Below are 15,220 nucleotides of genomic sequence, written 5' to 3' on the forward strand. Positions count from 1 at the left end.
CCAGCCAGCAAGAATACCTCACTCTGGTCAGCACGCCATTTAGCCAGCTACAGTACAGGCTCTTCAGAAAAGAGCTCCGTGCATGAATTTTTTGCGTCCCACACTGCTCACGCTCGCCTGCCTGTTTTCCGTACCGAGCATGGCCGATGACCTGCCATCCCTTGGCGACGCGAGTTCTTCCATCGTTTCTCCCGAGCAGGAACACAAACTGGGCCGCGCCTGGCTGGGCCTGCTGCGTGGCCAGGTCAGCCAGCTCTCGGATCCTCAGTTAAAAGACTACGTCGAGACGACGGTCTATCGCCTGGCCGAAACCAGCCAAGTCCAGGACCGGCGACTTGAGTTCATTCTGATCAACAGCCCCCAGTTGAACGCCTTCGCCGCACCCGGCGGGATCATCGGCGTCAACGGCGGCCTGTTTCTCAATGCCCAGACCGAAGGCGAATACGCTTCGGTGCTCGCCCACGAACTCGCCCACTTGTCTCAGCGCCACTTCGCCCGAGGCATCGAAGCGCAGCAGCGCATGCAGGTGCCGGTCATGGCCGCCATGCTGGCCGGTATCGTGATGGCTGCCGCAGGGGCCGGTGACGCAGGCATCGCCGCGATTGCCGGTTCACAGGCTGCGGCCATTCAGGAACAGCGTCGTTTCTCACGCCAGAACGAGCAAGAGGCCGATCGCATTGGCATCCTCAACCTGGAAAAAGCCGGCTATGACCCACGCAACATGCCGACCATGTTCGAGCGTTTGATGCGTCAGTATCGGTTCGATGCCAGACCGCCAGAGTTTCTGCTGACTCACCCGGTCAGCGAGTCGCGGATTGCCGACACCCGCAACCGCGCCGAACAGGCCAAACCCGGCGGCAAGGAAGACAGCGTGCTGTATCAGCTGATGCGGGCACGGGTTGCGCTGATCTACGAGGAAACACCGGGCATCGCCGCCAAACGCTTCCGCGCCCAGCTGGTTGAAAACCCGAAATCGGAAGCCGCGCGCTATGGCCTTGCCATCGCACAGATCAAGGGCGGTCAGCTCAATGAGGCCCGCGAGAGCCTCAAGCCATTGCTGGAGAAATCCCCGAACGACATCACCTACAACCTGACGCAGATCGAACTGGACATCACCAACAACCGCCTGCCTGACGCGCAGCAACGGGTCGACCGCATGCTGGCGCTGTACCCGAACAACTACCCGCTCAACGATGTGCGTATCGACGTGCTGCTCAAGCAGAATCGCACCGCCGAAGCCGAGAAAAGCCTTGAGGCGCTGCTCAAGACGCGCCCCGACGATCCGGACATCTGGTATGTCGTGGCAGAAACACGCGGTTTGAACGGCAACACAGTCGGTCTGCATCAGGCTCGCGCCGAGTACTTCGCACTGGTGGGTGATTTCCGTCAGGCCATCCAGCAACTGGATTTCGCCAAGCGTCGCTCTGCCAACAACTTTCAGCTGGCTTCACGTATCGATGCGCGGCAGAAGGACCTGATCGAGCAGGAACGCATGGTCAAGGAAATGATGAACTGACCGCACTGCCCCCTCCGTCACAGAAACACAAAGCCCGACCTGAAAGTCGGGCTTTTCGTTTGCGCGCCAATACAAGTCAGGCGTTGCCTGCCTGCTTCATACGCGCCGCATGGGTGAAATCCAGCATGCGCTGCAAGGGGCGTATAGCGTTGGGTATCAGCGCAGGATCGACGAATATCTCGTTGGAGCCCTCTCTCAGACACTGCAACGTGCGTTCAAGGGTGTTCATCGCCATCCAGGGACAATGCGCGCAACTGCGGCACGCCGCACCATTACCGGCCGTTGGCGCCTCGATGAAGACCTTGTCCGGGCACAATTGCTGCATCTTGTAGAAGATGCCGCGGTCTGTGGCCACGATAAAGGTCTTGTTCGGCAAGCGTTGCGCGGCGGCGATCATCTGGCTGGTCGAGCCCACGACGTCGGCCAGTTCGATGACGGCCTCCGGTGACTCAGGGTGCACCAGAATCGCCGCTTCGGGATACAGCGCTTTCATGTCCTCGAGCTGCTTGGATTTGAATTCCTCGTGGACGATGCAGGCGCCGTCCCACAGCAGCATGTCGGCACCGGTTTCGCGCTGGATGTAGCGCCCAAGGTGCTTGTCCGGTGCCCAGATGATCTTCTCGCCGTTGTCCATCAGGCTCTCGACGATTTCCAGGGCGCAGCCCGAGGTCACCACCCAGTCAGCGCGGGCTTTGACCGCAGCCGAGGTGTTGGCATAGACGACAACGGTACGCTCCGGATGCTGATCGCAGAACACCGAGAACTCATCCACTGGGCAACCGACATCCAGCGAGCAGGTCGCTTCCAGCGTCGGCATGAATACCCGCTTCTCCGGATTAAGAATCTTGGCCGTCTCGCCCATGAAACGCACACCCGCCACCAGAACCGTGCTGGCTTTGTGATTATTGCTGAAACGCGCCATTTCCAGCGAGTCGGCCACACAGCCACCGGTTTCCTCGGCCAACGCCTGTATCACCGGATCGCAGTAATAGTGAGCCACCAGCACCGCATCCTGCTTCTTGAGCTCGGCTGCGATTTCGGCACGGTAATGCGCCTGCTCTTCTGGGCTCAACACCTTGGGCTGTTTGGCATCAAGATGCGCTTGTACCAGAAAGCGTTCGGAAATCTGTGTCATGTTCGCGGGACCTGAAGGCGCTAGAGCGCGAGAGGCAAGTTTACACCCGAAAGACAGGCATTAAAAAAGCCGGCGGTGCTCATTGTGACGAGACCTTCCGGCTTTTGCGCAGGCGGCAGTCCTGTGCATGAAGGCGGGGCCGATTCTAACTTTAAAAAGCTGATTTAACAGCAGTTTTAAAAAGCGCCCGCACAATGAGAATGACTCGTATCGTGTGAAGCGGGATGCCGATCATTCTTACGAAATCGCCCCTTTAAAGGTGTGGCACGACGGCCTTGCAATTACCCGTAATGGGCTCGCCTGAAAATGCCTGGTGAACAAACTTCAGCGAATCGGTCAGCGAGCCGTTTACCGTCCCCGAATGATCCAGTTCGGGATAAAAATGCCATTCGATTCGGCTGCCTGCTTTACAGGCATCAGCCACCAAAGCGGTCTGCTGGGCAACGGAGACGTCGTGATCTCGCCCGCCGGTCCCGATGAAGATTGGAATATCCGACTTCAACGTCGGGTAGACCGACGCGAGGTTTATCGGGTCGAGCACGGGTTCTGGTGAACGCTTGAAACTGTTGTCGAACGTCAGGTGATCCGCAATCACTTGCTGTTCGATGGCATGGAGACAGGCGCGTTGGCTGAGTTTGTATGCTGCAATCGCACGCTCGCTCAGGTAGTCGGCAGGTACAAAGGTTGGATCGAGCAACGTCCCGGTATTGAGCCTCAACAGGTTGTACGAGAACGTCGACGGCGTTGATCCGCCCGCCTTGCTTGATCGTTTTTGCACACCGGCGTAAGGCGTGCCTGTAGCGACCACGCCAACAATACTCAACTCAGGCGCATACGTGCTGGCATAGACCGCCGTGGCGAAGGCTGCACGTCCACCTTGAGACTGACCGAATACCACAACCCGTTTCGAGAGGGGGAAACCGCTGCCCATGACGGCTCGAATGCTGTCAAGAATGTCAAACGCGAGTGGACGAGTCAGCCCATAAGGGTGCGGCCCTGGCGTACCAAGCCCCTGATAATCGGTCGCGACCACAGCGTAGCCTTGCGCAAGCCATTGATTCAGGTAACGGGTATCACGCGCGCTTCGCCCTGCGAAAGACGGCGCGCAGACATCGGCACTGCCCACCGTGCCATGCGCCCACGCCATCAGCGGCCAGCCACCCGCCGGCGGACTGCCCTGAGGAATGAACAGCGCACCAGAGACGATGACCGGCTCATGGCCTTCAACGCCCTCGGTGGAGGTGTATAGAAAGCGGATATTTCTGGACGCTTCCTCAAGACTCTGCGAGGCCGTCATTGGCTCGGTTCGCAGCATCTTTCCCGGCACCGCCGGCACGCTTTCGGTCCAGGTGTAAAAGTCCGGGACACCGCCATCGCCCACAGAAATGCTGTCAACGGCACCACTGCACCCGCTCTGCAGTGCCATCAGCATCAGCAACACGAACAAAGCGCTCATCAAACGGCACGTCGAGCCATGCAGTGGGTACATATCAGCCTCTCAAGTGTTACGGCATACCCGCGCTGCATGATCGTGATATCGCTGCTGCCAGCTCGTCAGGATTGTCATAAGCGATCATGTGTCGGCAGTGAGCGATCAACTCCACCCGACAATCCGCTCGCTGAAAACCCTCGATATCTGCGGCACGGGCAGAATCAGGCAGAATGACGCTTTTGGGCATGGGCAGAGCTGCCAGGGTCTCTCTCCATGGCGCGGCATTGTCTTCCAGCGCGCTTAAAGCCCATTGATAAACGGCCCTGGCTGAGCACATTCGAAGCGGGCCTAGCCAGGCATCGTTGCCGCCAGCCTCCTTGAGATGCGCCAAAAGCCGGGAGAATCCGGTATCGATGAATTCAGGCTGACTCATCAGGGCAATCTTCTGCAGCATCAAGACGCCATAGTCATTCATTCCAGGCGCGCAGAGAATCAAGCGCTCAATGGATGACGGCATCAGTGCTGCCAGCTTAAGCGCCACAAATGCTCCGGCACTGTGCCCGAACAAGGCCAGTCGGGACGTATCCTGAGTGCAAATCCAGCGCTGCAAAAGGAAAGCCTGAGCAGACGACCCGTAATCTTCGCAGTCAGGCTTGTCGCTGAAACCTGACCCTGGCAGATCCACGAGCCAGGATCGGATTGATGGGTATTCCGGCGATGTCACGACGCGGACATAGTCACTGCTGGAGGCGCAACCCAACCCATGGACGAAAATCAGCGGCACGCCGCCTGCATGCACATCGTGCCATCGCAGTGAGTTTTCATGCTCATCGAAGTGCCAGGTATTCATATAACAGCCTCGGCGTTTGCAGAAAAAAGCTTCGCAGTTCAATAAAACTCCGACTCCTTCCGGGCAACAAAAGCTTGTCGACGCTACCCGCTTTTCTGCCCCTCTTCGCATGAAGAAATGTTAACCGGAGACGCAAATTCTTTAAGTTACGCTTATCGACGCACTGACTGCAGGCAACCACCCGCCGACACGCTGCATGAAGATATGGTCTCGGTCCAAACGGCGATCACAGCCCTCTGCGCAGTACATGGATCCGCTAAAACATGAAAAAGATTACCTGCTTACTCACCCTGCTTTTTGCATCCAGCGGAGCCATGGCCGGATCGACGCTTGATGAACAGAATATGGTCTCTTACATCGATAGCCGCAGTGCAGAACAGATAGCGCTACTTGAGCAACTTGTGAACATCAACAGTGGCACCGACAACGCAGCCGGTGTCATACGAGTCGGCAATATCATGAAGCAGAAATTCGAAGCCTTGGGTTTCGACACCCGCTGGCATGAACTGCCGACGGAAATGAAACATGCCGGAAGCCTTGTCGCGCGGCATGAAGGAAACAGGTCTGCAAAACGACTGTTACTGATCGGCCACCTGGATACGGTTTTCCCGGAAAGCAGCAACTTTCAGACCTTCACTTACACCGAGGGCGGCAAGAAAGCCAAAGGCCCTGGGGTGATCGACGATAAAGGCGGCATGGTGACAATGCTCTACGCCCTTCAGGCCCTGAAGAGCACCGGTGCGCTCGACACCATGAACATTGTGGTCGTACTGGTCGGCGACGAGGAGTTTGCCGCCAAGCCAACCACCCTTTCAAGAAGCGTACTGATAGACGAGGCGAAAAAAAGCGACATTGCGCTAGGGTTCGAATTCGCCCTGTCGCCCAACCAGTTGGTGACTGATCGCAGAGGCTTGAGCGAGTGGTTTCTGACCAGCACCGGTCTGGATAACCACTCCGCGACCATCTTTCAACCTAAAACCGGCTATGGCGCGGTGTATGAATCGGCTCGTGTGCTTGACGAGATTCGCTCGACGCTTTCCACCGAAGACGGCTTGACCATCAACCCCGGCCTGATTCTTGGCGGTTCTACCGCAAGCGAGGACGTCGCGAGCGGGCAAGGCACGGCTTCCGGCAGAAAGACCACAGTGGCCAAATCAGTGCTCGTGCACGGCGACCTGCGCTTCAAGAACGACGAGCAACGACAATCGGCAGAGACTCGGCTGAAGGAAATCGTCAGCCGCCCATTACCGCAGACCACCAGCGAAATAACGATCAAGGCGATCATGCCCGTCATGGCCGAACGCGACAGCAACCAAAAGTTGCTGGAGGCCTACAGTCGCGTGAGTCGAGACCTGGACGGCCCGGCGCTGGAGTCTGCACCGTCCGCTGACCGGGGTGGAGCAGACGTGTCCTATGTAAACCCTTACGTGAGCGCCAGTCTTGATGGGCTGGGTGCCTGGGGCACTGGCGCGCACAGTGAGAACGAAACACTGGACGTGAGCTCTCTACCGATCGCGACCAAGCGGGCTGCGATTTTCATGAGCCGTTATTGATAACGCGCTTTCGCAGCGTTTGTACTGGCGTCTGGAGCATCCGCGGCGATTCACGCATTCGATTTTTCGAGCGATACCCATACGTTTTATTTCTCGGTTCAGCGTAAACAAAAATTCATTGTGAAAACTACCGAAACGTCTGCACTGTCATGCGTAAACGCTGCCTGCTATGTGATCAACCTTTCGGCAAACGCTGGATAAGGGCACTGTCGCATCAGGTTCAACCGTACATTCGCCGGTCAATGACTCCATGAAACCTGACCGGCAGAGTCGGCAATCAGGACCGGTGAATGGTCATCATCGCCGCACTCGGATTGATAAGAATTTAAAAATGATTGCAAACACGATACGAAGAATACTTGTGTTGGCTTTAACATCGGTGGCCATGACAGGATGCGCCATTCCTGAAACCGAAGCGCTGAACAATCCCTCTCATCAACCGACAGCGACACGCCCGTCCACGAACTTGAAACTGGATATTTACACCTCTACAAAAATTGACGCGATCCTGAAAGCTCAAAAAGAAAGCCTCGAAGCGACAGACCAGAGAGCCAACGCCATTTCAGCGTCTTTCATGGGTACGCCGTACCGCGCCAACATGCTGAAGGGTTCGAACAACGCTGCAGAACAGTTGGTCATTGATTTTAGAGGGCTGGATTGTTTTACCTATCTGGAATACGTGGAAGCGCTGAGAAAATCCTCATCGAAACCGGATTTCGTACACAACCTGATCGAGACCCGTTACAAGAACGGCACCCTCGGTTTTTTGAACCGCAGGCATTTCTTCAGCGACTGGGCGAACGATAAAGACCACAGCCTGGCAGACGATTTGACTGCTCAGATAAGCCCCCACGCAGTCAGCATCGAAAAGAACCTCAATGCAAAGAACGATGGCACGTTCTACCTCCCCGGTTTGCCCACGGTCAGGCGTACGATCACCTATATCCCCAGCAAGTTCGTCGACAAAAAAGTGATCAGTCACTTGCAGACGGGTGATTACATCGGTCTCTACACAGCGCTTCCGGGGCTTGACGTGACTCACGTCGGTTTCTTCATAAGAACGGACAAAGGCCCGGTTTTGAGGCATGCCTCGTTGAAAAAAGGAAAGGTGGTCGACCTGCCCTTTCTGGAGTACGTGTCGCAGAAACCGGGAATCATTGTTTACAGATCCAAAATACAAGCCGACTCATCACCTCCCCTCCTGACACATCTCCAGTGGGATGGCGCCAGACATTTACCTATCACGCCTTAACGTTCTTTCTATTAGAAATCTTCGCGAAGAAGGCTAATCTGAGTGGGCGTGGCGAAAGCCGTGTGGTTTTACCCTGATGATAAGAATGCGCTCAAACCTGCGTTGCGCGCTGTGGACCTGTCTCGCAGCAATCTGTTCACCGCAATGCAGTGCAACGTACCCGTGGAGATGGCCTGATCATTGATCGAGAGGCGGGTATGAACGTAGCGCTATTGAGTTCCATCCCTACTGTCTGAAGTCCCGCGAGTGGACCGGATGGCGGCACGCAATGACAAAAAGGTATACCAAGCATGTCAACTGAATCGAAATGCCCCTTCAACCATGCTGCTGGCGGCGGCACCACCAACCGTGACTGGTGGCCCAAGCAGCTGAACCTGAAGATTCTGCATCAGCATTCCTCGCTCTCCGACCCGATGGGCGAGAGTTTCGACTATGCCAAAGAATTCAAGAGCCTTGATTTCGAAGCGGTCAAACAGGACCTGCGCGCTGTCATGACTCAGTCACAGGACTGGTGGCCGGCAGACTTCGGCCATTACGGCCCGCTGTTCATTCGCATGGCCTGGCACAGCGCCGGGACTTACCGTACAGGTGACGGCCGTGGTGGTGCAGGTGCCGGTCAGCAACGCTTTGCACCGCTCAACAGCTGGCCCGACAACGTCAGCCTGGACAAGGCACGTCGCCTGATCTGGCCAGTCAAGCAAAAGTATGGCCGCAAGATTTCCTGGGCTGACCTGATCGTTCTCACAGGTAACGTTGCGCTGGAGTCCATGGGCTTCAAGACGTTCGGTTTCTCCGGCGGTCGTCCGGATGTCTGGGAGCCGGAAGAAGACGTGTACTGGGGCTCCGAAACCACCTGGCTGGGTGGCGAAGAGCGCTACGGCGCGCAGAAGAAAATGCAGCAGCCGGGCGACGGTACGCTGGTGGCCGAGCCTGAAAACCACGCGAACGAAGAAAGCCGCACCGATAAAGGCGAGCGAAATCTGGAAAACCCGTTGGCCGCAGTGCAGATGGGCTTGATCTACGTCAACCCGGAAGGGCCTGAAGGCGTGCCTGATCCGGTTGCGTCGGCGAAGGATATCCGTGAAACCTTCGGCCGCATGGCGATGAATGACGAAGAGACCGTGGCCCTGATCGCTGGCGGTCACGCCTTCGGCAAGACCCACGGCGCAGGCCCAGCCGACAACGTCGGTCCTGAGCCCGAAGCCGCCGGCCTTGAAGAGCAGGGATTTGGCTGGAGCAACAAGTTCGGCACCGGCAAGGGTGGCGACACCATTACCAGCGGCCTCGAAGTGACCTGGACGTCGACGCCGACGAAATGGAGCAACGAGTACCTCGAAAACCTGTTTGGCTTCGAATGGGAACTGACCAAAAGCCCGGCTGGCGCGCATCAATGGACACCGAAGAACGGCGCGGGCGCGGGCAAGATCCCCGATGCTCACGACCCGGCCAAGCGTCATGCGCCCAGCATGCTGACGTCGGACCTGGCGCTGCGCTTCGATCCGGCCTACGAGCAGATCTCGCGACGCTTCCTGGCCAATCCTGATCAACTGGCCGACGCATTTGCCCGCGCCTGGTTCAAACTGACTCACCGCGACATGGGCCCGCTGGCCCGTTATCTCGGCCCGGAAACACCTGCTGAAGAGTTGCTGTGGCAGGACCCGATTCCGGACGTTGATCACGCGCTGGTGGATGACCAGGACGTTGCCGCACTCAAGGCCAAAATCCTCGCCTCGGGCCTTTCGGTCCCGCATCTGGTTTCAACCGCATGGGCAGCAGCCTCCACCTTCCGTGGCTCGGACAAACGCGGCGGTGCCAATGGCGGTCGTCTGCGTCTGGCTCCACAGAAGGATTGGGCTGTGAACCAGCCTGAGCAGTTGGCAGGTGTCCTGAAGACACTTGAGGGTATCCAGAGCGAATTCAACGCAGCCCAGTCGAGCGGCAAGAAGGTTTCACTCGCTGACCTGATCGTCCTGGCAGGCAGTGCAGGTGTCGAGCAGGCTGCGAAAAATGCAGGCCAGCAGGTCACGGTTCCGTTCACCCCGGGCCGCGCAGACGCTTCTCAGGAGCAGACCGACGTCGAGTCGTTCAGCTTCCTGGAACCGATTGCCGATGGCTTCCGCAATTACCAGAAAGGGCATTACAAAGTCTCGGCAGAATCGTTGCTGGTCGACAAGGCGCAACTGCTGACCCTGACCGCACCGGAGATGAGTGTGCTGCTGGGCGGTCTGCGGGTCTTGAACATCAACGTCGGCCAGAGCCAACACGGCGTGTTCACTGACAAGCCGGGCACCCTGACCAACGACTTCTTCAAGAATCTGCTGGACATGAGCGTCGAGTGGAAAGCGACCTCGGGTGCCAACGACACCTTCGAGGCTCGTGATCGCAAGACCGGCGCCGTCAAATGGACCGGCACCCGTGTCGATCTGGTCTTCGGTTCACACGCTCAACTGCGAGCGATTTCCGAGGTTTACGGCAGTTCGGATGCGCAGGAGAAGTTTGTCAGAGACTTCGTCGCAGCCTGGACCAAAGTGATGAATCTGGATCGCTTCGATCTGGCTTGATGTTCTGGATGCATCAAGTGCTCAGGAACGCCTCCCTTGTGGAGGCGTTTTTTTGTCTGATATCGAGCAAAAGCCCCGCCTGCACGATTAGATTACAGATTTCAATCTCCCCTTGCCGCCGGCAGTGACCTCGGAAAGCACCTAACGGTTGGGCAGCGCAGACGTCAATAACGTGCAAGGCAACGTCGGACGGTTGATCGCCAATACACGGAAGTTCAAAGGCAGTCTTGGCTACTGATCGCGGTTCAGCAACAGCAGCAGCTAGCTGACGCCGCAGCCAGGTCGTTGAAGGACAGCTTCGCACCCGTCTACCCCTCGGCAGGACCGACCACGCCTGCAACGCGCCTCAGATGCTGCGCAACACCCACTACCTTCCCGCTGGTTTCAGCAACACGAAAGCCTTCGATCAATCAAGCTGTAAGGTGCTCGTGACGCAGACGTACGGCTTTCAAAAATCGACTAGCTATCAGGCACATCCACTACCAAGGACGAGAAATGAGGAAAAAGTGCATCTGGCGAAGGCGTCGAAACGATCTACGCTTACCCTCAAACTGATCTCCCGGATTCGTCGTTTGTTCACTTAGATCAGAATTTTTGTGCACCCTCAGGCAAACACCTTTGGCTGAGGGGATAAGAGGTTCGCAATGCTATACAGCGTTCAACTGGTGGGCTGACGCGCTAGCCAAACTCCAGTAGCCACCCTCTCGATCAAAAGGCCGGTCGGTGCAGCGCGGCGCGACATCGAGAGTGCTTACTGCTCTCGTCAGCGTGAACATCTGAAGGACTGAACAACACACTAATGGGGGCATTTTTTGCGTCTACCCCCCTTTGAAGCAGCAAGGAGTGCGAGCTTTTGAAGGCCAACGGTTTCAATGTACTCAGCAGATGGATTGCGCCTGTTTTGCTGGTAGGACTGCTGATCAGTTATGTCGCCAGCCTTGAACAATCCAAAATAATCGACCGAGAAACAAATGGGGCACTTGAGGAAGTAGGAAGAGTTTTCGGTGACAGTCTGCAGGCCCGACTCAGGGTCTATGAATATCGCCTGCGAGGCCTGCGCGGGGCCATCCATATGCTCGATCTGGATCATGTCGACAGCAGTCAGATGAGCCGCTACAGCCAAGGACGGAACATAGAAAAGGAATACCCTGGCGCGCGAGGATTCGGCTTCATTCGGCGAGTTTCAGCTAAAGAGGAGTCCACGTTTCTTACCCGAGTAAGAGCGGATGGAAATCCCCAATTCAGTGTGACCCAGCTCAATAGACATTCCGGTGATCGATTCATCATTCAATTCATTGATCCGCTGGCGCGCAATGCTCAGGCACTGGGGCTGGATATTGCCTCTGAAGAGCGACGTCGTGATGCAGCTGTTCATGCCATGCGCACCGGAGCTGCAACCCTGTCTGCGCCCATCACACTGAAGCAGAACAGCGAAGACCATTTGCGCTCCTTTCTTTTCCTGCTCCCCGTGTACCGCACGGCTGAAACACCAGCTGATGTGGAACAGCGTGAAGCAGCCCTTATTGGCTGGACTTATGCACCTCTGGCCATGCGGGAGGTCATCAGCAACCTCGACCCGGCCAACCAGAGATTGCATTTGGCGCTGTATGATGTAAGCGATGGCGAACAATTGCTCTATCAGTCTCCTGGCGGTACCTCGGAGCCGGAGGTTGTGTATACGCACACCCTGAAACGCGAGATATATGGACGCGTGTGGCGTATTGAAATCGCAGCTTATCCTAGTTTCGTAAGCGGACTCGGTGCAGCTCCAGCCAGCCGGGTATTTTTGATCGGGATTATGGCAAGCCTTTTTTTGACAGGGCTGATCGCCACCCTGATGCTCTCCCGTCAGCGCAAGCAGCAGGTGATTGCGGGCCAAGCCAGACTGGCAACCATCGTTGAGAACTCCAGCGATGCCATCATCGGTGAAGCGCTGGATGGAACGATCATTACCTGGAACCGAGCGGCCGAGCAGATGTTCGGTTACAGCGAGCAAGAGGTACTGGGCAATCCGCTTGCTCCTCTTCTGGTTCCCTCCTCTCGGGTTCATGAGGACGAGGAGCTGCTTGAAGGCGTCGCGCGAGGTGATCGGGGTTCGACCCTGGAAACCCAGCGCCTGCACAGAGAGGGTCATCTGATTGACGTGACCATCACCTGCAGCCTGATCCGCGAAACGGATGGAACCATTCTGGGCGCTGCCAAAATGATGCACGACATCACTGACCGAAAGCGCGTCGAGCGCTACCTGATGGAGTTCAACGCCCAGCTTGAGCGGCAAGTTGCTGAACGCACCGCCGAACTCTCCAGACTTGCCGGCCTGCTGCAGGCGGTACTTGATGCCTCCTCGAAAGTGTCAATCATTGCCACCGACCTTCAGGGACAGATCATCGTCTTCAATCGAGGCGCCGAATTGTTACTGGGCTACAGCAATTCGGAAATGCTCAGGCGCAGAACGCCCATGGATTTCCATCTTCAAAAAGAAATCGATCAGCGCTCCAAAGAACTGAGCATCGAATATGGCGTGCCCATCGAAGGTGTGGATGTCTTTTGCTACAAAGCAGCCATGGAGGGCTCTGAAACGCGAGAATGGACCTATGTACGCAAAGACAGCTCAACGATACCGGTGTCGATGATCATCACCCCGATCCGGACAGCCGAGGGTGAACTGACAGGCCATCTGGGCATTGCTCAGGACATCACAGAGCGACTTCGCAACAGCGCAGAGATACAAGCCGCCAAAGCGAGCGCAGAGGCCGCCAATGCGGCCAAAAGTCTGTTTCTGGCCAATATGAGCCATGAAATTCGTACTCCCATGAATGCAGTGATCGGCATCGCCCATCTGCTCTACAACACGCCCTTGAATGAGCAGCAACGCCAATTGCTATCAAAACTGCAGATTGCCGGACGATCCCTGATGGGGATCATCAACGACATTCTGGACATTGCCAAAATCGAGGCCGGAGAATTGCGGCTGGAAAGCAATCCCTTCAACCCGCGGCAACTGCTCTCCGAGCTGCGCGACCTGTTCACCCCACAAGCTCAAGAAAAAGGTTTGCACTTTGCCGTCAGCGTCCTCACTCAATTACCGCCATGGCTCATTGGCGATGCGTTGAGAATTACTCAAATCCTGATGAATCTAGTGGGCAACGCTTTGAAGTTCACGGCTGAAGGCGGAGTTGAGGTGACCGTGAGTAGTGAGAGCCTGGACGCTGACGGTTGCTGGCTTCGGTTTACTGTTCGCGACACAGGTTGTGGCGTGGCGCCTGACGTGCTTGATCAGCTGTTTTCTCCATTTACCCAGGCTGATGCTTCCACTACCCGGCGTTTTGGCGGCACCGGGCTTGGGCTATCAGTGGTACGCGGGCTGGCCGAGCAGATGGGAGGCCAGGTGGGTGTAGAAAGTGAACCTGGCTCAGGCAGTGCGTTCTGGGTCTTGCTGCCCTTCAAGGTAAGCAAAAGCGATATCGACCCCTCGGGAATGCCAGGTAGCCTGGAGGTACTTATCATTTGCGAGGACACATACGCGTCCAAAGCGCTGCAACGGTTATGCCGTGGCTTTGGCTGGCGCGCGACCTGCCCTGTGGACGAACAAGGACAGCGCAGCGTTTTGGAGCAACTCAACCAAGAGGGCCATCCGCAACCTGATGTGCTGCTGCTGGAGTGGCAAAGCCCGAACACACAGGACATTCAGCGCCTGATCAAAACCACGCATATCCCTGTCATTCTGGTTACCGAGCCTTCGACCAAGCTGGAACTGGAACTGGTCGCCACCAAAGTGCTGCTTAAACCATTGGACAGCTCCGCACTGTTTAATGCCGTCAACACGTGTGTTGCGGAATACCAAGGCAGTACTGAAAGGGTCATCCAATCGACACGCATGGACACCTCCGTCAACCAGTGGCTCACAGGACTGAACCTGCTGCTCGTCGATGACAGCGAAATCAATCTGGAAGTCGCAAGCCTCCTGTTGCAACAACAGGGCGCTTTGGTACAGACCGCAGCAAATGGTCTGCTAGCTCTGGAAAGTCTGCGTAAAACCCCCGATTTCTTTGATGCTGTTCTGATGGACGTGCAAATGCCGGAGATGGACGGGTACGAGGCGACGCGACGGATACGAAGCGAACTGGGTCTCACACGGCTGCCCGTCCTGGCACTGACGGCAGGCGCACTGGCCGAAGAGCGGCGGCGGGCTGAACTGGCAGGCATGAACGACTTCCTGACCAAACCTCTGGAACCTGTAGCCCTTATCAGAGCCATACGCCTGGCGGTTGAGCGAGCGCGAGGCGCTCCGCTGTCGGTGGGCAAGACCTCGCAAAATATACAGCCGACCGCGGAGTGGCCTCAAATAGAGGGAATTGAAATAAAAGAAGTTGCCGACAGGCTTGGAAATGACCTGCCATTATTTCTGACCTCCCTTCGACGCTTTTTTAGCGAGTTTGCCAGGTTCGGAGATAGAACATCGGCTTTGCGCCTAATAGATTCAGCCCCAAGTGAGTTGATTGCAGATCTACACAAACTGCGCGGCGTTGCGAATTTGCTAGGCGCATCGACGCTGGGAAAACTTGCCGGGCAGGCGGAAACACTGCTGCTCGACGGAAAGGATCCATCGCATGCTTTGGAAGCGGTAAGCGATGACTTTTCGCTGTTTCAGAATCGGTGTGCACATTTGCAGAACGCCCCCTTGCCTACCCCACGTGCCGATAACGACATAGAGACAGCGACACAGGCATTGGCGGTTCTACAAAAACTGCTCAAACACCGCGATATCGCGGCACTGGATCAGTTTCCGATGGCAGTTACGGCTCTACAGGCCGCCGCTGGCAACGCATTGGTTGAGCAACTTTGGCAAGCTATTGAAGGCCTTGAGTTCGAGAAGGCCTTGCAGTTACTCGAGCGCGCCGATTTGCAAACGGAGTCTTGA

The 15,220-nt window shown here is 56.6% G+C and carries 8 protein-coding genes and 2 pseudogenes; 7 read left to right on the forward strand and 3 right to left on the reverse strand.

The window, feature by feature from the left end; genetic code table 11:
* The first annotated feature begins 82 nt into the window (after positions 1–82).
* On the forward strand, positions 83–1,516 hold the full coding sequence (locus KDX39_RS05285) for a M48 family metalloprotease (RefSeq protein ID WP_099229805.1): 1,434 nt from the start codon (positions 83–85) through the stop codon (positions 1,514–1,516).
* Between the two features lie 76 nt (positions 1,517–1,592).
* On the opposite strand, the gene nadA is transcribed toward KDX39_RS05285, so the two are convergent.
* The 3 genes from nadA to KDX39_RS05300 form a co-directional block, all read right to left on the reverse strand.
* Positions 1,593–2,651: a quinolinate synthase NadA gene (nadA, locus tag KDX39_RS05290; RefSeq protein ID WP_231659632.1), complete on the reverse strand. Its 1,059-nt coding sequence runs from the start codon at positions 2,649–2,651 to the stop codon at positions 1,593–1,595.
* Positions 2,652–2,904: 253 nt separating this feature from the next.
* Positions 2,905–4,140, reverse strand: a complete 1,236-nt coding sequence (locus KDX39_RS05295; RefSeq protein ID WP_442964523.1) for an alpha/beta fold hydrolase — start codon at positions 4,138–4,140, stop codon at positions 2,905–2,907.
* Between the two features lie 16 nt (positions 4,141–4,156).
* On the reverse strand, positions 4,157–4,867 hold the full coding sequence (locus tag KDX39_RS05300) for an alpha/beta fold hydrolase (RefSeq protein WP_231659634.1): 711 nt from the start codon (positions 4,865–4,867) through the stop codon (positions 4,157–4,159).
* Positions 4,868–5,196: 329 nt separating this feature from the next.
* Between KDX39_RS05300 and KDX39_RS05305 the strand changes: the two genes are divergently transcribed.
* The 6 genes and pseudogenes from KDX39_RS05305 to KDX39_RS05330 all read left to right on the forward strand — a co-directional run bounded on the left by KDX39_RS05305 (position 5,197) and on the right by KDX39_RS05330 (position 15,220).
* A complete protein-coding gene (locus KDX39_RS05305; protein WP_231659635.1) occupies positions 5,197–6,486 on the forward strand; it encodes a M20 family metallopeptidase in 1,290 nt (429 codons plus the stop codon).
* 346 nt (positions 6,487–6,832) lie between these two features.
* Entirely contained in the window at positions 6,833–7,738 is a 906-nt protein-coding gene (locus KDX39_RS05310; protein WP_231659658.1) for a DUF1460 domain-containing protein, read from the forward strand.
* Between the two features lie 290 nt (positions 7,739–8,028).
* Entirely contained in the window at positions 8,029–10,299 is a 2,271-nt protein-coding gene (gene katG, locus KDX39_RS05315) for a catalase/peroxidase HPI (protein ID WP_231659636.1), read from the forward strand.
* Between the two features lie 148 nt (positions 10,300–10,447).
* A pseudogene (locus KDX39_RS05320) lies at positions 10,448–10,534 on the forward strand (type 4 pilus major pilin); the annotation flags it as partial.
* Positions 10,535–10,536: 2 nt separating this feature from the next.
* Positions 10,537–10,712: pseudogene (locus KDX39_RS05325) on the forward strand (shufflon system plasmid conjugative transfer pilus tip adhesin PilV); the annotation flags it as partial.
* 440 nt (positions 10,713–11,152) lie between these two features.
* Positions 11,153–15,220, forward strand: coding sequence for a CHASE domain-containing protein (locus KDX39_RS05330; RefSeq protein ID WP_231659637.1), 4,068 nt, complete (start codon positions 11,153–11,155; stop codon positions 15,218–15,220).

The organism is Pseudomonas sp. CDFA 610 (assembly GCF_021147865.1).
Classification (GTDB): domain Bacteria; phylum Pseudomonadota; class Gammaproteobacteria; order Pseudomonadales; family Pseudomonadaceae; genus Aquipseudomonas; species Aquipseudomonas alliivorans.